This window comes from Koromonas soli, assembly GCF_059726265.1.
This window is the reverse complement of sequence record NZ_AP040872.1, coordinates 208,517-228,721: the sequence shown is the minus strand read 5'-3', so window position 1 is coordinate 228,721 and position 20,205 is coordinate 208,517. Positions and strand designations below refer to the sequence as shown.

General features: G+C 57.8%; 17 protein-coding genes. 9 read left to right on the top strand and 8 right to left on the bottom strand.

Annotated features, from left to right (window positions below):
* Positions 1 to 631: 631 nt before the first annotated feature.
* The 7 genes from AC6IY8_RS00970 to AC6IY8_RS00940 all read left to right on the top strand — a co-directional run bounded on the left by AC6IY8_RS00970 (position 632) and on the right by AC6IY8_RS00940 (position 7,844).
* Complete coding sequence (locus tag AC6IY8_RS00970; RefSeq protein ID WP_497776746.1) at positions 632 to 1,363, top strand: tetratricopeptide repeat protein; 732 nt, start codon at positions 632 to 634, stop codon at positions 1,361 to 1,363.
* Between the two features lie 292 nt (positions 1,364 to 1,655).
* Entirely contained in the window at positions 1,656 to 2,834 is a 1,179-nt protein-coding gene (locus tag AC6IY8_RS00965) for an acyl-CoA dehydrogenase (RefSeq protein ID WP_497776745.1), read from the top strand.
* Between the two features lie 54 nt (positions 2,835 to 2,888).
* Positions 2,889 to 4,175, top strand: a complete 1,287-nt coding sequence (locus AC6IY8_RS00960; RefSeq protein WP_497776744.1) for an MFS transporter — start codon at positions 2,889 to 2,891, stop codon at positions 4,173 to 4,175.
* Between the two features lie 5 nt (positions 4,176 to 4,180).
* Entirely contained in the window at positions 4,181 to 4,936 is a 756-nt protein-coding gene (gene modA, locus AC6IY8_RS00955) for a molybdate ABC transporter substrate-binding protein (RefSeq protein ID WP_497776742.1), read from the top strand.
* Between the two features lie 584 nt (positions 4,937 to 5,520).
* Positions 5,521 to 5,808, top strand: coding sequence for a chorismate mutase (locus tag AC6IY8_RS00950; protein WP_497776740.1), 288 nt, complete (start codon positions 5,521 to 5,523; stop codon positions 5,806 to 5,808).
* Positions 5,796 to 6,653, top strand: coding sequence for a prephenate dehydratase (locus tag AC6IY8_RS00945; RefSeq protein ID WP_497776739.1), 858 nt, complete (start codon positions 5,796 to 5,798; stop codon positions 6,651 to 6,653). The genes AC6IY8_RS00950 and AC6IY8_RS00945 overlap by 13 nt, the downstream gene beginning before the upstream one ends.
* A 42-nt stretch (positions 6,654 to 6,695) precedes the next feature.
* Complete coding sequence (locus tag AC6IY8_RS00940) at positions 6,696 to 7,844, top strand: acyltransferase family protein (RefSeq protein ID WP_497776738.1); 1,149 nt, start codon at positions 6,696 to 6,698, stop codon at positions 7,842 to 7,844.
* 233 nt (positions 7,845 to 8,077) lie between these two features.
* Here the strand turns inward: AC6IY8_RS00940 and AC6IY8_RS00935 are convergent, their stop codons facing one another.
* The 5 genes from AC6IY8_RS00935 to AC6IY8_RS00915 form a co-directional block, all read right to left on the bottom strand.
* The gene (locus AC6IY8_RS00935; RefSeq protein WP_497776736.1) at positions 8,078 to 8,230 is read right to left on the bottom strand and encodes a hypothetical protein; all 153 of its coding nucleotides are present in this window, start codon (positions 8,228 to 8,230) and stop codon (positions 8,078 to 8,080) included.
* Between the two features lie 101 nt (positions 8,231 to 8,331).
* On the bottom strand, positions 8,332 to 8,634 hold the full coding sequence (locus AC6IY8_RS00930) for a ubiquitin carboxyl-terminal hydrolase 14 (RefSeq protein ID WP_497776735.1): 303 nt from the start codon (positions 8,632 to 8,634) through the stop codon (positions 8,332 to 8,334).
* Between the two features lie 88 nt (positions 8,635 to 8,722).
* Positions 8,723 to 9,412, bottom strand: coding sequence for a CPBP family glutamic-type intramembrane protease (locus AC6IY8_RS00925; protein WP_497776734.1), 690 nt, complete (start codon positions 9,410 to 9,412; stop codon positions 8,723 to 8,725).
* Positions 9,413 to 9,489: 77 nt separating this feature from the next.
* Positions 9,490 to 12,264, bottom strand: a complete 2,775-nt coding sequence (locus tag AC6IY8_RS00920; RefSeq protein WP_497776732.1) for a putative bifunctional diguanylate cyclase/phosphodiesterase — start codon at positions 12,262 to 12,264, stop codon at positions 9,490 to 9,492.
* 213 nt (positions 12,265 to 12,477) lie between these two features.
* Positions 12,478 to 12,948, bottom strand: a complete 471-nt coding sequence (locus AC6IY8_RS00915; RefSeq protein WP_497776730.1) for a nuclear transport factor 2 family protein — start codon at positions 12,946 to 12,948, stop codon at positions 12,478 to 12,480.
* A 297-nt stretch (positions 12,949 to 13,245) separates the two neighbouring features.
* Between AC6IY8_RS00915 and AC6IY8_RS00910 the strand changes: the two genes are divergently transcribed.
* Positions 13,246 to 15,291, top strand: a complete 2,046-nt coding sequence (locus tag AC6IY8_RS00910; protein WP_497776729.1) for a transketolase — start codon at positions 13,246 to 13,248, stop codon at positions 15,289 to 15,291.
* An 82-nt stretch (positions 15,292 to 15,373) separates the two neighbouring features.
* Here the strand turns inward: AC6IY8_RS00910 and arcC are convergent, their stop codons facing one another.
* From arcC to AC6IY8_RS00895, 3 genes are read right to left on the bottom strand one after another with little or no spacing between them, the layout of a single operon-like run.
* Positions 15,374 to 16,369, bottom strand: a complete 996-nt coding sequence (gene arcC, locus AC6IY8_RS00905; RefSeq protein ID WP_497776728.1) for a carbamate kinase — start codon at positions 16,367 to 16,369, stop codon at positions 15,374 to 15,376.
* 15 nt (positions 16,370 to 16,384) lie between these two features.
* The gene (gene argF, locus AC6IY8_RS00900) at positions 16,385 to 17,347 is read right to left on the bottom strand and encodes an ornithine carbamoyltransferase (protein ID WP_497776726.1); all 963 of its coding nucleotides are present in this window, start codon (positions 17,345 to 17,347) and stop codon (positions 16,385 to 16,387) included.
* Positions 17,344 to 18,690 carry a cyclic 2,3-diphosphoglycerate synthase gene (locus AC6IY8_RS00895; protein ID WP_497776725.1) on the bottom strand — a complete coding sequence of 449 codons (1,347 nt, stop codon included), beginning with the start codon at positions 18,688 to 18,690 and terminating at the stop codon, positions 17,344 to 17,346. The genes argF and AC6IY8_RS00895 overlap by 4 nt, the downstream gene beginning before the upstream one ends.
* Positions 18,691 to 19,106: 416 nt before the next feature.
* On the opposite strand from AC6IY8_RS00895, the gene AC6IY8_RS00890 reads away from it, so the two are divergent.
* Positions 19,107 to 20,039: a universal stress protein gene (locus tag AC6IY8_RS00890; protein WP_497776724.1), complete on the top strand. Its 933-nt coding sequence runs from the start codon at positions 19,107 to 19,109 to the stop codon at positions 20,037 to 20,039.
* Positions 20,040 to 20,205: the final 166 nt, after the last annotated feature.

The following is a 20,205-nucleotide window of genomic DNA, read 5'->3' as shown; positions in this document are numbered from 1 at the left end:
TGGGAAAGATCGACGGCGCGAACCGGCACAGTCGCGGTTGAGTCCCTCTGCCGAAGTCAGTCAGCACTTTACGCCGATTTGAAGCTTAAGTTCCACGATGCCGGGGCGAATGCAATGCTTGAGGTAACCAGAGGCGTCTTGGTCTCCCATTTTGGCCGCGGAAAACGCGGGTCGAAGTTGCGGCACCCCGCCCAGGCCACCTTGAGATACCCACCTCTGCGAAACACCCACCTCTGCCAAAGGAGGGCAGAGGTGGGGCACCGGGGCTACGCTGCGCCAATCAGTCGCTCTGATCCGGGTACAGCCTCTTGATCACCTATAGGCAGCCGCGATGTTACCAGTTTGGTTCCGGGGGCCGGTCGCTCTCTCAGAAAAGTGTCTTCATTGTGGTGCAATTCCTTCAAGATCAACGATTTCCCTTGCATTCAAAACTCTTGCTGGCCATAATGACCTTGAACGGCGACGCTTAACTGTGACCCACTTCGAACGAACGGATCTACTCAGGATTCTTCGAATCACGGCGAGGCAACTCAGCGGGTGGCAACGGGCCGGCTTGGTTGCTCCGGGCGACCATTTCTCATTTTTCGACCTCCTCCAAATTAAAAAAGTTCGCGACCTCAGGGCCAAGCGCGTGAAGAGCGCAACCATTCTGGCCTCGCTGCTGGCTATGCAGGCGCGTGTGGCAGGGATGGAGAATCCGCTGCTCGAAGCAGGATCGTTCTCTTTTGGCTCGCGCGTGGCGTTTCGGACGGAAGGCAAGGCGCTGGACCCGATCAATGGGCAATTCATCATGGATTTTGGCGACTCGGGGCAGGTGGTGGAGACCACGGCTACGGTGGCGCGTCCTGTTCCGGCGACAGAGGGCAAATCGCTCGCTGAACTCTTTGCGCGCGGCGTGGCGCTGGAAGACGATCCGACGTCGGCGGACGAGGCTGTCGAGTATTACAAGAAAGTGCTGGAGTTGGATCCCAAGTACGCTCCTGCACACATTAACCTGGGCACGATCTACTACAACCACTCGGAGTATCCGTTGGCGGAGGCGCACTATCGCAGAGCTATCGAGAGCGATCCTCGATATGCGCTGGCGTATTTCAACCTGGGCAATGTGCTGGATGAGACGCAACGTATGACGGAGGCAATTGCGGCCTACAAGACCGCTATCCAACTGGCTCCGACGTATGCCGATGCGCACTACAATCTGGCTCTGGCCTATGAGCGCTCGGGGCAACCTCGGAAATCGATCAAGCACTGGCGAGCGTATCTGAATCTCGATGTGCAAGGGCCGTGGGCCGTACATGCACGCGCTCAGTATAAGAAGCTGATGGAAGTAGAGAAGCTGAAGATCGTCTATCGGCGGCCGTAGTAGAGCGGTTTGTCTCGTCTTGAGCAGAGTGCTCGACGCAATAACATACAGAATTGATTGTCTGGAGCAGGTTGCTCGATGCCTCTGCGTGTGCTCAAGCAGGTTGCTCGAGGCGGTCAAGTCTCTGCCTAGTGCTTACGCAGGTTGCTGGATGCAATCAGTCCCAGAGTTGAAAAAACGCCAACTCTGGGCCACCCAATCTGGTCCTTTTCCCTTCAAGTTGCGCAGTCGCTGGAAACTAACTACAATCGCCCGTTCCTCATCTCCCTTCAAGCGAGGCCTCGTTTCTAAAATGACAACTGCTACAGGGCGTGAAAAAGGGCCACAACCTTTGCTCGTGCTTTCTGAAGACGAGCAGCTATTCCGTGACAACATTCGGCGATTTGCCGAGGAGTCCGTGCGTCCGCTGGTGAGCGAGATGGACGAGCGCGGCGTGATGGACCACTCGCTGGTGGAGCAATTCCATCAACTCGGACTGATGGCCATTGAGGTTCCCGAGCAATATGGCGGGGGCGGTGGCACGTTCTTTGAGGCGATTCTCGCGGTGGAAGAGCTGTCGAGAGTAGATCCCTCGGTGGGCGTGCTGGTGGATGTGCAGAATACGCTGGTGAACAATGCGCTGATCCGCTGGTGCACGGAGGCGCAGAAGCAGAAGTATCTGCCGAAGATGGCGAACGAGTGGGTCGGCTCCTATGCGCTGAGCGAGGCGGGCAGCGGCTCCGACGCGTTTGCGCTGCAGACGCGCGCGGAGGACAAGGGCGACCACTGGCTGCTGAATGGACAGAAGCTGTGGATTACGAACGGCAAGGAATCGAACCTGTTCATCATTATCGCCACTGTAGATCCTTCGGCGGGGTACAAGGGCATCACGGCATTCATCGTGGAGAAAGACTTCCCCGGCTTTGCGGTGGGCAAGAAGGAAAACAAACTCGGCATTCGCGCATCGAGCACGACGGAGTTGATTATGACGGACTGCCGCGTGCCGAAAGAGAATCTACTGGGCGAGGTAGGCAAAGGGTATAAGGTCGCGATCGAGACGCTGAACGAAGGACGCATCGGGATTGGCGCGCAGATGCTGGGGTTGGCGCAGGGCGCGTGGGAAGCGGCTGCGAAGTATGCGAGAGAGCGCAAGCAGTTTGGGCAGCCGTTGGCGAACTTCCAGGGAGTTCAGTTCCAGTTGGCGCAGATGGCGACGGAGATCACGGCGGTGCGGTTGATGGTTTATAACTGCGCGCGCATGAAAGATGCCGGAATCCCCTTCCTGAAAGAAGCCGCGATGACGAAGCTGTATGCGTCACAGGTGGCGGAGCGCGTGGCTTCGCAGGCGGTGGAAGTTTTTGGAGGAGTGGGCTTCACGAAAGAGTATCCGGCTGAGAAGTTCTTCCGCGATTCGAAGATTGGCAGCATCTACGAAGGGACTTCGAACATGCAGTTGATGACCATCGCAAAGCTGGCGATGGAAGCAAGGTAAATCGCAACTCGCTGCTGGAGAATCGGCGGGTGTAACCTTAAATGTTGAGGTTTCATGCAAGCATTTGAAGGTTCTGACCGATTCTCCAGTGATGAAACAGCCGACGCCGTAGTGGCAGCCGGCGAGTCCACGACGGCGAGGCCCTCGCTGGACGAAGTTCCAGAAAAGAACGATACACGCGCGGTGATTGCCGTTACGCTGGCCGGCATCGCCGCGTTTTTTAATTTGTACGCGACACAACCGCTGCTGCCGCTGCTGGAAGAGCTGTTTAACGCCTCGAAGTCGCAGGTGGGAAGAACGGTTTCGGCGGCGACGCTGGGAGTGGCGCTGAGTGCGCCTTTTGCCGGAGCGCTGGCAGAGCGCGTGGGGCGGCGCAAGGTCATCGTCATCTCGATCTTTCTGCTGGCGGTGCCGACGATCATGGCCGCTACGGCAGGAAGCCTCTCCGTGCTGGTCTTCTGGCGATTTCTGCAGGGCGTGCTGATGCCGGGTGTGTTCGGCGTAACGATTGCCTATATTGGCGAGGAATGGCCTCGGCATCGGGTGCCGCAGGTGACGTCGATTTATGTGAGCGGCACGGTGGCGGGAGGATTTCTCGGACGAATCTTTACGGGCGTCGCGGCCACGCATCATCTGATTCCGTTTGTGCTGCCAAGCTGGCGCAACGGGTTTGCGTTCATCGGCACGTTTGACATCATCTTCGGAATACTGCTGTGGCGATGGCTGCCTCGCGATTCTCCGGTGGCGGAGGTCGCGAAGAACAATCACAGTACGTTTACGCAACATCTGAGGAATCCCCAACTGTTGGCGACCTATGCGGTGGGATTCAATGTGCTGTTTACGCTGGTCGCGACGTTTACGTACATCACTTTCTACTTGGCCGCGCCGCCGTTTGAACTGACGCCTGCGGAATTGAGCGCGCTGTTCATGGTGTATCTGGTTGGGCTGCTGGTGACACCGTTTGGCGGAGTCTGGATTTCACGCGTGGGATCGCGCGCGGCATTGATTTTTTCAGTGATGGCGGGAGTTTGTGGAGTGCTGCTGACGCTGGTGCCGCATATGGCGGTGATCCTGCTGGGTCTGGTGATGCTGTCATCGGGAGTGTTCATCTGCCAGTCGGCTTCGACCAGCTACATTCAACGCGAAGCGAAGTCGGGCGGGCGCGCATCGGCCTCGGGGCTGTATGTAATGTTCTATTACATTGGCGGATCGGTGGCGGGAGTGTTGCCGGGGCTGCTGTGGCGCTACGGGCAGTGGAAGGCGTGCGTGGCGCTGATCGTTCTGGTGCAGATGATCACGGTGGGAATTGCAGGGACAATCTGGAAAGGCAAGGAAGCGTAAGCGCAATGAGGAAACTTGTTGTCGCCATTGCTGTGCTGCTGCTGTCTTCGGCGGCGTGGGCGCAGGAGCTGACGATCGCGGCGGCATCGGATCTGTCGTCGGTGTTTCCGGAGATTGCAGCACGGTTTGAGAAGCAGACGGGCAAGAAGGTGCGGGTGAATTATGGCTCGTCGGGACAGTACCTTCTGCAGATTGAGAACGGCGCGCCGATCGATGTTTTCTTCTCCGCAGACGTACAGTTTCCAAAGCGACTAGAGGCGGAGGGGATGACGGTTCCGAACTCGTTGTACAAGTATGCCGTGGGAAAGCTGGTGCTGTATGTGCCGAATCGCTCGCAGGTGAATTTGCAGCAGGGATTGAGGGCGCTGCTGGGGCCGCAGGTGGCGCGGGTGGCTGTGGCGAATCCGAGTCATGCGCCGTATGGGAGGGCCGCGGCCGAGGCGCTGAAGCACGAAGGTCTCTATGAGCAGCTGCGAGGGAAGTTCGTGGTGGGAGAGAACATTTCGCAGACGGCGCAGTTTGTGCAATCGGGAAATGCGGATGCGGGACTGATCGCGCTATCTCTGGCGCTGAGTCCGGCGATGAAGAATGCGGGAAGGTGGGTGGAGGTTCCGGCGTCGGACTATGCTCCGCTGGAGCAGGGAGCGGTGGTTCTCAAGAACGCTCGGGATAGGGCGGGGGCGATGCGGTTTATGGAATTTGTGCGCACACCGGAGATTGTGGGGTTGATGGCGCAGTATGGGTTTGCGCCGGTGAAGTGAGGGTGGAGACTGGGGGGAATGGTGGAGGGGGTAGGGGTCCTTCGCTTCGCTCAGGATGACACTAAGATCAAGAACAACGGCAGAAGAAGAGCGACGTCAAGAGCAAGAGCAAAAGCAACGGCAACAGCAACGGCAAGAGCAACAACAATAGAAGAACCTTTGGAGCGCGCTACGCGCGTTCTTTGTTAGGACCCACATGCGCTCGCCAAAAGAGGCGAGCGTATATGGGGCACCCGCGGCGCCTGGGCTCGGTTCACGCGCGATGCCTGGGGTTCGACCCGAATCGACTTGCTGCTCAAACATCGCACGAACATCCTTTCCTGCACGGGCAAAAGCGCGGGATGGATTCAAAGCTGATTGACAGGGGAGGCGAGTTTCGCTAAGGTTTTGACAGAGTTTATGCACACCACTCGATTTAGCTTCGGCTTTTTTGCTTACCGCGGATTCTTTACACCGCGGCTGGGCATGAGGGTGTGCGCTTCCGAGAGACAACTCTAGACTTCGCACAATTCTTCATCCCAGGCCGCGATTCCAAAGATCGCGGCCTTCGTGTTTTTGCGCAAAACAGCTAAGGAGAGCAGGAAATGAACCAGGAACTGAGCCAGAAGCGGACAGCAATCGATCATCTGGATATGGAGTTGTTGAACCTGATTAACCGACGCGCTGAGGCGGTGGCCGAGATTGCGAGGCTGAAGCGGAGCAACAATCTTCCGGTGTCGGACGAGGCGCGCGAGGCCGCGGTGTTGAATGCGGTGCTGGAGCAGAATGCGGGACCGCTGAATGCGGCGAGCGTGAAACGGATCTTCGGTTCGATCCTGGCGGAGAGTCGGCGGTTGCAGTATCAGATGGGAGTGGATACATGCACGAGATAGCAGACGGCGCGCGCGTGGCGTTCCAGGGAGAACCGGGCGCGTTCAGCCAGATTGCAGCGCGGAAGCTGCTGGGCGAGCGGGTAAAGACAGTTCCCTGCCCTACGTTTGAGTCGCTGTTCGCTTCGATCGACGACGGCAGGGCCGAGCTGATTCTGGCGCCGCTGGAGAACACGCTGGCAGGACCGGTGCTGCGCTGCTATGACCTGCTGTACCAGGGCTCGACCGAAAAGTCGCTAAGAATGATGGGCGAGGTGGTGCTAAGGATTGGCCACTGCGTGATTGGATGTCCGGGGGCGAAGCTGGAAGAGATTCGCGTGATTCAGTCGCATCCGGTGGCGCTGGCGCAGTGCGAGCGATTCTTTGCCGCGCATCCGGCGATTGCGAAGCGCATTGCTGACGACACGGCGGGCAGCGTGCGGCAGATATTGCAGGCAGGCAATAAAACAGAGTCGGCAATCGCCAGTGAATATGCGGCGCGCGAGTATGGTGGAGAGATTCTGGCGGCAGGCGTGGAAGACGATCCCAGCAACTACACGCGATTTGGACTGCTGAAGCCGGTGACGGGCGAAGTGCCGGTGGATGGCGAGGCGGACGCGACGGCGCTGGTGGTGACGATTGCGAATCAACCGGGTGCGCTGTTTCATTCGCTCGAACCGTTTGCGAAGAATGATGTGGATTTGATGAGCCTGGTGAGCCGTCCTCTGGTGGGGACGCCGTGGCACTACAGGTTCTTCATGGAAGTGGCAGCGGCGGAACAGGACCCGCGCATGCAGAAGGCGTTGGCCGAGTTGGCTCCGAACACGGTGGAGTTGCGCGTGCTGGGGACGTATCGCTCGGGCAAATGAATGCTCGCGAGGCGGGCAGAGTGGCCGATATAATGAGGAGCAATGACCGCTCCTGCTGCTATTGTCCCGCGCGCTGAAACGCAGCGCCTGATGTCGCTCGACATCTTTCGGGGATTCACGATTCTGCTGATGATTGTGGTGAACAACAGCGGCCCGGGATCGTTTGCGCAGTTGCTGCACTCGGACTGGAACGGCTGGACGTTGACCGACCTGGTCTTCCCTTCTTTCCTGTTTATCACCGGTGTGTCGCTGACGTTTTCGTTTGCTTCTCGGCGCGCGGAAGGCGAATCGCGCCTGAAGATGCTGCCGCATATTCTGCGGCGTTCGGCGATCATTTTCTGCATCGGGCTGCTGATCAACGCCTTTCCTCATTACCATCTATCGACGTGGCGCGTGGCGGGAGTGCTGCAGCGAATCGCGATCTGCTATGCGGTGGGCGCCATTCTGTATTTGTGGACGGGAGTGCGCGCACGCTGGGCCATCATTGCGGGGCTGCTGATTGGCTACTGGGTGATGATGCGCTATGTCGCAGTTCCGGGATTTGGAGTGCCGGGGGTGGATATTCCGCTGCTCGATCCGGATCGAAACATCGTGGCATGGCTTGACCGCAAGGTGATGTGGGGACATTTGTACGAGAAGGTGCGCGACCCGGAAGGAATTCTGAGCACGTTTCCGGCGATGGCCAACACGCTATTTGGGATTGCGGTGGGCGAGTGGATTCGTGAACTGCGTGGCGATGCAGGAAAGCTGGTACGGCGGTTGGTCACGGCGGGCGTTGCGTGTTTTGTAGCAGGCGAGGTTTGGGGACGGGTGTTCCCGATCAACAAAAAGCTGTGGACGAGTTCTTATGTGCTCGTCACTGTCGGATTCGCGATGCTCGCTCTGGCCGTGTGCTACTGGCTGGTGGATGTGAAGAGGGTGCGTGGACGGTGGACGATTGTTCCGGTGGTGTTTGGGACGAACTGCATTTTCGCATACGCGTTTTCGGAGTTTGTGGCGATCGCGTTTGTGGCGTTTAAGTTTCGCGTGGGCGGCAAGTTGATGGGAGTGAAAGAGGCGATCAGCTTGTATTCGTTTGACAGTGTTCCGTGGGTGGCGTGGGGAGCGTTGGGATATGCGGTGTTCTTTACGGCGATCTGCTGGGTGGCGACGTGGATGCTGTATCGGAAGAGGGTGTTTCTGAAGGTGTGAGGGTGTGGGCGGGGTAAAGGATGGGGCACCCGGTTCAGTGATATGTTTTGCGTTCTGGCATCAATTCTTCAAGACAAAATTCATAAGACAAGAACAAAGACAGAAGAAGAACCTTTGGAGCGCTTCGCGGTCTTCATTAGGACCCACATTAGCTCGCCAAAAGAGGCGAGCTAATATGGGGCACCCGCGGTGCTTAGAACTCATATGGGACACACGGAGTGCCCCGGCGACGATTAGTTAGGGTGGTATTTCGTCAGGCGGAGGGCGCGGGGGAAAAAGCGTCGGCGCAAGCGGTGGTAGAGCTGAAGGGTGAAGTTGTACCACTGCCATTGCAGGGCGCATGGCTTGCGTCCGGGGTGGAGATTCAGTCCGAAATTACTGCACATGCCTGCCTCCTGCGGGCGTATCTAGTCCCCTCGCGGGCAAATATTGTACTGCCGATTCAGCTCGCGGTGGTGGGCATTCACCGAAGAGATTGCAAGCTGCGTCAGCTCACCTTGTGCATGGGGACGAAGCCCTGTTTGCGAATCTCTCCGGGAGCGGTCTCGTCGATGTAGCACCACACCCAGCTTTCTCCCGGCTCAATCGAGCGCATGAGCGGATGATGCGTTTGGTGGTAGTGGAGCGTGGCGTGGCGGTTCTTGGACGAGTCGCAGCATCCCACGTGTCCGCACTCGAGGCAAAGGCGGAGATGGACCCAATCATCGCCCATCTTTATGCACTCTTCACAGACATCCGTATCGGTCGTGGTCACCTTGATCTGGTTGAGATGTGAACATTGCTTATACAAAGGCCTTCTCCTTAGTGGACAGATGCTCGATGAACCGAATACGTCGCGGGAATTGCAGGGCAATTTCCATCAAAACTTCGGAAGCAGGTCAGGGATGGGAGGTGGCGGACGGAGGACGGTACTTGAGGTATCCGAGACCGACCTTCATGTTGTGAGTGACGGTATAGGGAACGCTGATCGCGACACAGACTCCGAAAATGACGTGAGCCATGCCGAGTGTGTACAGGCTCTTGTAGCGAAGGAAAAGCACGCAGGCGGCGAGTCCCCAGACGAGAGTAACGAAGGTGAGAATGGGGCTGGGGAGATGAGCGAAGGTGAAGAGTCCGGCGGCGGCGAGGATGGCAGTTTTGCGGTCAGGCATCAGCCGGAGTAGGCGGAGTAGGAAGAAGTCGAGCAGAAGAAACTCCTGCAGGAAGGCCCAGATGGCGTACCCCCAGAAACGCCTGATGAGCATGGCAGGCGAGTTTGGGATTGCGTGATACTTCCCTGCTATGGCAACCGCAACGGCTGCGAGAGCGAGAGCAAGGGCCACGATCCAGAGCGAGTGCAGGAATGCTCCGCCGCGCAGGCCCATGGCACGCAGTCCCTCGAAGGAAATGCAGGTGACCAGCACGATCCAGGCAAGGGCGACGAAGAAGAAGATTCGTTGCCAGGGTTGAGGCGTCCAGATGACAACCAGAATGAGTCCGTAGCCAACGCACAATTCCACGAGGTCGCGCCAGGCGGGTCGCACGAGAGAGTCGCTAACCGTGAGTTCTGATGTGTGATCAAGGATCATCGGGCCTTGCGCACACCAAGAGGCCGGAGTGCGTAGAGGTGCGATGAGGATTGGGCAACGTTGGTTTGCTCAAGACGCTAGTCGTGCTTCACGAGGACAGTGTCTTTCCAGAGGAGGCAGGAGGCATCGATGGCGGAAAGCGGACGGGAGAAGAAGAATCCCTGGATGAGATCGCACCCGAGATTGCGCAGGAATTCGAGTTGATTGGCGTTCTCGACGCCTTCAGCGACGGTCTGGAGGCCGAGACGGTGAGCGAGCGAAATGATGGCTTCGACGATGCAGCGGGTCCCATCGGGCTCAAGCATGCGGGCGACGAACGAGCGGTCGATTTTGAGTACATGCAACGGCAACTGATGAAGATAGCTGAGGCATGAGTATCCGGTGCCGAAATCATCAACGGAGAGGCGGACGCCGGTGCGAGCCATGGCCGAGATCTGCTGGGCCGAATCTCGCACGGTAGTCATGAGTACACCCTCGGTGAGTTCGAGTTCGATCAGGTCGGGGCGGACGCCGCTTGCCTGCAACGCACGCGCAACGGTGTCAGAGAAATCTCCGCGGGCGAGTTGAAGCGGAGAGACGTTGATGGCGATGCGGATGGGACGAAGTCCTTTTTCCTGCCATTCAGCGAGTTGCCGGCACACTTCCTGCAACACCCATTCGCCGATGGGAAGTATGAGTCCGCTCTCTTCAGCCATGGGGATGAAGCGGCTGGGCGGCACCATTCCGAGTTTGGGATGCTGGAAGCGCAGGAGCGCTTCGAAGGCGACGAGGCGGTGGTCGCAGGTGAACTGCGGCTGGAAATTGAGAGAAAAGCCGCCCTGTTCGATGGCTTTGCGCAGGTGGTACTCGATCTCGATGCGATTGCGATCCTCGATGGAATCCTGATCGGAATAGTTCTGGTAGAGATTGCGTCCCTGACCTTTGGCGCGATACATGGCGCGGTCAGCATTGCGCTGGAGGGTGTCGATATCGCGACCGTCCTGAGGATAGATGGCAATGCCTATACTGGCACTTCCATAGAGCGTGTGTTTCTCAACCCGGAAGGGCTCGCGGAATCCATTGGTGAGTGCTTCGGCGACGCGGCTGGCATCACGAACGTCGGGAAGGTCGGGAAGTATGAGCGTGAACTCGTCTCCTCCGGTGCGGGCCAAGGTGTCGGTGGCACGGACGCGGGCCTGAAGACGAACACTGATCTGCTTTAGAAAGAGATCTCCGGCATCGTGGCCCAAGGTGTCATTGACGTCCTTGAAGCGGTCGAGATCAATAGATATGTAGGCGACATGATTATGGTTGCGCTCGGCACGGGCAAGCGCCTGCTTGACGCGGTCGGCGAGGAGAAGACGGTTGGGAAGGCCGGTGAGCGCGTCGTGATATCCCTGATGCAACAGCCGCTCCCATCCCATGTGGTGCTCGACGGCGAGCGCGCCGAGACGGGCAGCTTCGGCAAGGACGCGGGTGTGCGCAGGTTCGAGCGGAGCCATAACGGGATAGTTGAGGACGACGGTGCCAAGCAGCTCGTTGGCGGTGGAAATCATGGGCTCGGCCCAGGTCCCCGCGTAGTTGTAGTCACCGGCGATGCGGCGCAACTCGTCTTCCCAGTTCTTGAGCTCCATGGAACCTTTGCGCTCGGTGACCTGGAAGATGCGGCTGCAGGGCATGGCATTCATGGCGTGGTGAACGGCTTCAGGCAGACGCGGTGAGGCGATTACACGAAAGCTCTCGACGTCGCAGACCAGAATCGAACAGGCAAATCCGGGCAGGCGTTCCTCTACGGCAGATACAAGCATTCTGGCGACGTCTTCGTCGGGCTTCTTGCGCGCGATCATCTCCAGAAGCTCATTGCGATGGAGAAGAAAGCGATCGGAGGAGTCGCGCTCGGAGACGTCGCTGATGGTGACGGTCGCACCTATGGCCGCTCCGTCGGACAGAATGGGAGAGGAGGACCACTCGACCGGAGCCGAAGCGCCGGTAGAACGCGAGATGCGAGCACGCACCCGATCGAACGCGGCAGTGGGACGAAGGATGAACTCTGAGACGGCACGAACCGAAGAGTCCTCGTCGTCAGGCTGAAGTTTCTCCTGAATCCATACGTCGCCTGCGGAGCTGTCGTTGGTGTCGAGAATGTCAGCGGCAGCGGAATTGGCAAAGGTGACAAGGCCGCTCTGGTCAATTTCGCAAATGCCGTGGCAGGTGGAGTTCACCAACTGCGTCATGCGTTCGGAGCGGGCGCGAGCCTCGTCAAGATCGAAGGCGAGCCCACTTAAGGCAAGAAATACGAGAGCAATGGTGATGGCACAGGAGTCGATGACGGCGGCGACACTGATCGACGGAAGATGAGCAAGTGCCCACCACATGCGCAGGCTCCAGATGAAAAACGAAATCAGCTCATGGACCATGGCAAACAGCAAAAGCCCCGAGATGACGAATCGCGCCCAGCTGTGGAATCCCTTCTCTTTCCAGAAGGAGAAAAAGATGATGGCGAGAGTGAGCGCAGCGATAAGGCAGCGGCAGGCGGCAAGGCGGTCGATGGAGTTTCCGAAGAGGGTGATTACGATTAACCCGGGAAGAATGCAGCCCGCGATGACCGTGGGAGCCGGTTTGCGAATGCGGAGATGGGCGAGCAATCCACAGGCGACTAAGCCCATTTGCGCACAAAGACAAAGCAGGATGATGGACAGAATGCGACGGGAAGGATCTCCGGCAGCGAACCACTCGAGCAGCGACACTGCGAATCCGGCGGCGGACGCAAAGAGCCACCAGCGCAGATACACCACTCCGGGAAGCTGCACCATCAAGCAAAGAAAGAGGGCAACAGCGAATCCGGTGGTCCAAAGCTGGAAAATCGAATTCATAAGAATCCAATGTTGCTGGACTGCCTGCCATCACTGCAGCGGAGGGGGAAGGGACTTGCATTTCCGCAGGGTGTCACTGTACACCCAGACCTGAACCAAAGATGCGGAAAAGCTTGATAAACCAGTTACTTCGGTAATTGGGCTGAAGCCGGCAAGAACAAAATCCACGGGCTCCCCGCACAGGTGAGAGCGATGGAGCCCGAGCTTCGAAGGTTATTTGAGAGGCGCGGAGGCGGAAGCGACGCATTGCCACTTGCCATCTTTTTTGACCCAGGTGTCGGCCCAGCGCTCTTTGGCGTCGATTGCTTTGCCGCTGGCGTCCATGCCTTTGCCGGTCCAAGTGCCAGTAACGACGGCAGTGTCGCCGTGTGGAGTGACTTGCATGTCGCTGAGCTGACTAACCTCAAACTTGGCTTTGCGAGTGCGGTCGATAAGCTCGGTTTTGTTGTGCACGGAGCCATCGGCGTCGATGCCAACGAAATCTTCGGCGAGCACGGGCGTGAGCGCGTCGCCATCATGAGCCAGCGCGGCCTTAGCCCACTGGTTTTCCATGTCCTTAAGTTGCTGCTCGACGTTAGAGCCGGTACGCATGTTGTCGGCCTTGGAGGCCATTGCCGAATCCTGTGCGACGGCCATGCTGCCCATGAGCAGGGTGGCCGCGGCAATTGCAGTGAATAACTTCATAAGACTCTCCTGGGTGAAGTGACAGGATCGTGTATCGATCCATGACTTGCTTGCACTCAGAATGGGGGTGGCAGGCCGGAGTTGCCCTCAATGCGCCAGCTCAGGGCGGATTACGAAGCTGCTGGTTCGGACAGAGGCAGGAGGCAAATCGCGGAGGTTTGGCGGGCGGAACACACATCACATGCAGGGCGTGACATCGCTCACTGCGCAGTTGAAGACGACGACATAAAGTGTCGCGCGGTGTGGCGGCTAAAAAGGGTGCCGGAGGCCGTCCCCGTACACCCGACTGAGGCGAAAATGTCCATTCTTGATTGCGAAACGCTCCAACCGGTTCGACAGTATTCGATTGAGGAACTGAAAACAGAGGCAGCGCTGATGCGCGGCTATAACCTGGCAGCTCTTTATTGCGCGGGCTCCGGACACGCGGGCGGCACGCTCTCGATCATGGACATTACGGCCGCACTCTACCTGCAGGTCGCCGATCATGTGCCGCAGAATCCGATGTGGGCTGAGCGCGACCGCATTATCTGGTCGGCGGGACACAAGGCTCCAGCTTTGTATGTCGGACTGGCATTTGCAGGGTTCTGCAAGAAGCATGACCTGGCGCTGCTGCGGAAACTGTCATCGCCCATGCAAGGGCATCCGCACTGGGTGAAGCTGCCAGGGGTCGAGATTTCGAGCGGCTCACTGGGGCAGGGGCTGAGCGTGACCGTGGGCAACGCACTGGCCGCGAGACTGGACAACAAGTCATACACGGTGTTCTGCATCATGGGCGACGGCGAACAGCAGGAAGGCCAGGTGTGGGAAGCCGCGATGGAGGCTGCTCACTACAAGCTGGACAATGTGGTCGCCATTATTGACAAGAACCGTCTGCAGATCGATGGCAAGGTTTCGGATGTGATGGAGATTGATCCCATCGAGGAGAAGTATGTGTCCTTTGGATGGGAAGTGGTGCGGATTGACGGTCACGACATGCAGCAGGTCGTGAAGGCGCTGACCGATGCAAAGCAAAGCCGCAATGGAAAGCCGAAGGTGATCGTCGCTGACACGGTTAAAGGTAAGGGCGTCAGCTTCATGGAAAACGTGGCGGGCTGGCATGGAAAGACTCCAAATCGAGATGAGTTGATGAAGGCTCTGGAAGAGCTGGGTGTCAGCGACAAAATCGACGTGGAAGCGCTTTCAGAATATGCGGGCGAATATCAGCAGGGCGTGGATCGCAAACTCGCGGCGAAGATGCCGAAGTTCACCGAAAATTACTGGTGGAACTCGCAGCAGAAAATGCACGTCGCCATGGAGCCGACGCGAAAAGGGTTTGGGCAAGCGTTGGCCGCGAAGGGCAATGATGAGCGCGTGGTCGGACTGGGTCTCGATATCTCGGGCTCGATTACGATTAGCGATTTCTACACCGGGCATCCGGAGAGAAAGTCGCGCTGGCTGAGCATGGGAATCGCAGAGCAGTCGGCGACCGCCGTGGCAGCGGGCTTGGCGAAGGAAGGCAAGCTGCCGGTGTTCGGGACGTATGCGACATTTGCAGCGGCGCGCAATCTGGATCAGGTGCGCGTGTCGGTGTGCTACGGCAATCTGAATGTGTTTATCGCCGGAGCGCATGGCGGTGTGAGCGTGGGTCCGGATGGTGCGACGCACCAGGCGCTGGAAGACCTGTTTGCCATGTGCGGGCTGCCGAACATGAGCGTGGTGGTTCCGGCGGATTCCGTTGAGACGAAGAAGGCAACAGAGTACATGCTGCTGGAGCATAAGGGACCGAAGTATGTGCGCTTCGCACGCGAGGCGACTCCGGTGATTTCGGATGTGGCCACGCCATGGGTCTTTGGCAAGGCAAACGTAATTCGATTCCGTGGTGAAAAAGAGCATTTTGCAGAGGCGTTTGAGACCTGCTTAGCAGAAGAGTACGAAAACGAACACGAGGACCTGACGATCATTGCATGCGGTCCGATGGTGCCGGAGGCAATGCGGGCAGCGTGGATTCTGAACAACGATTATGGGTACCAGACGCGCATTCTGAACATGCACACGCTGAAACCAATCGACCGCGACGCAGTGCTGAGAGCGGCTCGCGAAACAAGTGTGCTGATCACGGCGGAAGAACATCAGGTCGGAGCGCTGGGATGGCGCGTGGCAGGACTGGTGATGGAAGAGCCGTCTCTGTCTCATCGCGCGGTGGTGACCGGATACATCGGAGTGCAGGACCGCTTTGGTGATTCCGGGGCGCCATGGGAGCTGGTAAAGGAATTTGAAGTGTCAGCCGAACACATCGCGCAGAAAGCACTCGAGCTGATTTCGGCTCGGACGCATTCTTACGACGCGATGGTAGTAAAGAAGTAGCTGCATTTTGATTTAGGGGTGCGCGCCGGTACTCGCCGGCGCGTTTTTTTTACGACCGTCGATGGCGAGACTTTGTTGAAAATCAGCGAATGCTGCAGGCTTGGTGTTCTACGGCTGCGGCGCGCGAAGGCCGCAAGCGGGCGGGGAGAATCTGGGTACCGACGATGCCGCGCAGTGCGTCATGCAGATGATCGCAATCGGTGATGACGGCGCGAGTGCCTCCGGCGCGGATGAAACGAAGGACGGCTTCGATCTTCGGCCCCATGTTGCCGGGAGGAAATTGCCCAAAATCCCGCAGGGTTGCGAGTTCCTCAACATGGATGGTGTCGATGGGCCGCTGCGTCGTGGTTTGGTAGTCGATGAAGACGCGCTCCACATCGGTTGTAATCAGGAACAGGTCGCAACCAAGTTCAGTGGCGAGGAGCGACGATGCGAGGTCCTTGTCGATGACGGCTTCGACTCCGTGCAGACCGTGTGGAGTGCGAACAACGGGAATGCCTCCGCCTCCGGCGGCGACGACCAGAGCGCCTGAAGCGACGAGGCGGCGCAGGATTTCGATCTCGACAATCTCGACGGGATCGGGCGAAGGCACAACGCGACGATAGCCCCGCTGACGGTCGCGCACCATGTGCCATCCAAGCTGCGCGGTGCGCGCACGCGCTTCCTCTTCTGTGTAGAAGGCGCCGATAGGCTTGGTGGGGTGAGTGAAAGCGGGGTCGTCGGCATGAACGACGGTTTGCGTGATTACGCTTGCGACCGGCACACTCAGCCCGGTCGCGGAGAGCGCATTCTGCAAGGCTTGCAGGAGTTCGTAACCGATCTCGCCTTGAGTGGAAGCGTCGCAGAGATCGAGTGACTGCGGATAGGCGCGGTCAGAAGCAATCTCAGAGCGGAGCAATGCGGCACCGACCTGTGGGCCGTTGCCGTGCGTGATCACCACGCGAAGGCCATCTCGCAGGAGGTCGATGACGGCCGAGGCGGTGCGTCGCAGGTTCTGTGCGGTCTGCGAGGCTTCGCCGCGCTCGTCTTCGCGGATGAGCGAGTTGCCACCGATGGCGATCAGCGCAGTCTGGGTCATTGCTCCGCTCCTTGTTCACTGCGCGGAGACCAGCATGGCATCGTGACGGGCCATGCGCTCCGGCAGGTTGTACATGGTTTCAAGCAGAGTCGCTTTCTGCGTGTGCAGGCGATTTTCTGCCTGCTGGAATACGAACGAGTTTGGCGAATCGATGACTTCGTCGGTGACCTCTTCGCCACGATGAGCGGGAAGACAGTGCAGGAACATGGCATTCGAACGCGCAAGACGGAACAGCGACATGTTGACCTGATAGTCGCTGAAATCGCGTTTGCGTTCAGAAGCAGAATCCTGCTGGCCCATGCTGGTCCAAACGTCGGTGTAGATGACATCGGCATCGATGGCTGCGGCGTGGGGATCATGGGTGATGGTGCAGGAAAACCCAGTCTCGTGGCCCCAGGAATTGGCCCAGCGATAAGCCGGTGCATCCGGTTTGTATCCAGACGGTGTAGCGATGAAGAGATTGGCTCCGAGCAACGCACCGGCGAAAAGCAAAGAGTGCGCGACGTTGTTGCCATCGCCGATGTAGGCGATCTTGAGTCCCTGAATGCGGCCCTTGATTTCCAGGATGGTGAAATAGTCGGCAAGAGCCTGGCAGGGATGACTGTAGTCGCTGAGTCCGTTGATGACGGGAATATAGGCGTGCTGCGCAAGTTCCTCGACACGGTGGTGATCGAAGGTGCGGATCATGATGCCATCCACCATGTGCTCTAGGTTTTTGGCAACGTCGTGTACGCTCTCGCGCTGGCCGAGACGGATTTCATCAGGGCCGAGATAGAGTGAATGCCCGCCGAGTTCATGCATTGCGACGTCGAACGTTACGCGAGTGCGTAGCGAGGGCTTCTCGAAAAGCATGGCAAGCGTCTTACCTTTGAGCGCATCGACATAGGACGAAGGAGTGGCCTTGATGTCGCTGGCCACCTGCAACAAGTGCCTGATGTCGCTTGGCTTGAGATCGCGAATTGAGATGAAGTCGTTCACACGATGGCCACCTCCAAGGCTGCGGGCTGGTGAGTACGAGTGAAGTCTTCGAGAATTTCGGATAGATCAGGACGAGTTACTTCCTCGAGTTCGTAACTGACGCGAACTGTCGGCTTCTTAATACGAATGACGCGCGTTAGATCAATAGGAGTGGCAATTACTACGACATCGCATGCGGTGCGCTCGATGGTTTCCTGCAGCTCGAGCCGCTGCGTTTCGCTGTATCCCATGGCGGGGAGCACACCGCTGAGGTGCGGATACTTGGCGAAGGTCTGACGGATAGAACCGATGGCGTGAAGCCGCGGATCGACGATGCTTGCGACTTCGCAATTGCGTGCGCAGATGACTCCGGCGCCGTAAGCCATGCCACCATGCGTGAGCGTCGGTCCATCTTCGATGACCAGCGCATGCTTGCCCCTCAACATCTCCGGATTGGTGACACTGACGCGGCAGGCTGCTTCGACGACCTTTGCCTGAGGATTGTATTGACGGCAGTGTTCGTGAAGCTGGCGCACCTCGAACATGTTGGCGCTGTCTACCTTGTTAATGATGAGCACCGCGCCTGTCCGGAAATTTACTTCGCCGGGATAGTAAGTGAGTTCGTGCCCGACGCGATGAGCATCAAGCACAACGAATTCGAGATCGCTGCAATAGAATGGTGTGTCATTGTTGCCGCCATCCCAGAGAATGATGTCGCCGTCGCGCTCGGCACTCCGCAGGATGTGCTCGTAATCCACACCCGCATACACGGTGGTGCCTTGCTGAATGTGCGGCTCGTATTCCTCACGCTCCTCAATCGTGCACTGGTGGAATTCGAGGTCTTCCATGCGGGTGTAGCGCTGGCATGCCTGGCGTGCGAGATCGCCATAAGGCATGGGATGGCGAATGACGACCGGTGTCCAACCTTGCTCGCGCAACAGCTTTGCAATGCGGCGCGTCGCGGGACTCTTGCCGCATCCGGTGCGCACGGCACAGACGGAGATTACCGGATGGTGCGATTTGAGCTGGGTGCTCTGCTTGGAGGCCAATACGAAATTGGCTCCAGCGGCAACGACGCGCGACGCCAAATGCATGACATCGACGTGGGCAATGTCACTGTAGGAGAAAACAGCATCATCGATCTGCTCGCGCTGAATAAACTCCTCGAGTTGCGACTCTTCAACGATATCGATTCCCTGAGGATAAAGCGGACCAGCGAGTTCGGGTGGGTACTTGCGGCCAGCGATGTCGGGTATTTGTGTGGCAGTGAAGGCGACAACTCTAACTTGCGGATCGTCACGATAAAGAACATTGAAATTGTGGAAGTCGCGTCCGGCAGCACCAAGAATGATCAGTTTCTTCATAGGTCATAGCAGGTTCGCCTTGGAATCCTGCCTCCTGTGGCAGAGAGATTGTTCCCACTCACGGGGTGCAGCGGTGAGCGGCGTCACACGGCTGGGTGCCAATTGGGGCGCGAGAGTAGTGAGACCTTCTTAACTAGAAAGACCATTTGGAATCCGCAATGCATGAATATGCATGGAGATGTATATTCAGCTCAAACGTGTATGTATATGCGGGTTGGAGATGTATTTGTTCGATGTAGCAAATTTTGTCACGTCAAGTGTGAATGGAAATGTAAGGTTCTATGGATTCCCATTTTGGAACTGCGGTGACGTGCTGGAGGCAAGGTGGGCCTCAGTAGGGTGATGGCGGTCACAGCGAAGGGACGAAATCGGCATACACTTCCACGCTGGGAACTGTCTCCGACAGGAGGTATCCCATGTTGAGTTCAGCAAAAACTTCAGTTGTTCCCTCTCTAAGAAACATTCTGTTTGCAACCGACTTCTCTTCGTGCTCTGAAGGAGCATTTCCTTACCTGCGCGATATCGCGGAGCACTACGGTTCAACGATTCACGTGGTGCATGTGGTAGTTCCGGAACCGGTGCTGGAGGTTCCGCTGGACCTGATGCCGGAACTGGATGTGCACAGCCAAATGGCGAAAAACTCTTTTCGCGAGTTACAAGCCAGAAAACCGTTTGGCGACTCGAATTGCACATGGACATCGCGTTATGGAGATTTCTGGCCCGTGCTGAAAGAGTTGATTGAAGAACGCAAGATTGACTTGATTGTTCTTGGCACGCATGGCCGCCGCGGACTGAGCAAGTTAGTAATGGGATCGGCTGCGGAAGAAGTGTACCGGCAGGCCAGGTGCCCGGTGCTGACGGTCGGTCCAGAGGCGGCGAACGCAACGCCCCTGAGAAATGGAACGATCCTGCTGGCGACAGATTTTTCGGAAGGCTCGCAGGAAGCTTTGCCGTACGCAGTTTCGCTGGCGAGGACATATGAGTCGCCGATGATCGTGCTGCATGCAGTGCCGGTGTCGGTCGACATTGTTCCGTCGGATTTCAACTGCGGCGCACCAACAACTCGACTCTCGATGGAATATATCTCCGAAGAAATCTCAATGGCGCATCGCAGAGTGGAAGAGTTCATTCCGCCGGCGATCATGAAAGAGCTGCACCCGCACACGATGGTGAAATGCGGCCCTGCAGTGAGCACGATTTTGGAAGTCGCCGAGGCAAAGCACGCAAGCATAATCGTGATGGGAGCGCACCACTCGACACGAAGCGCGCTGGTTACTCACCTACCGTGGGCCACAGCTTCAGGTGTGGTTTGCAAGGCGCGCTGCCCAGTGTTGACGGTACGAAGCTGAGGGCAGAAGTGCGAACGTGGAAGTGTACGGCGCGGGTCGATGACAGATTCGCCGTGATCGCCCGGTGATGAGTGCGCGTGGCCTTGATCGTCGGGCGCCGTACACAGCAATGTTGGATAGCGGGCGTCGAGAATGCATCTATGCAGATCTCAGCGCTCTACTGTTG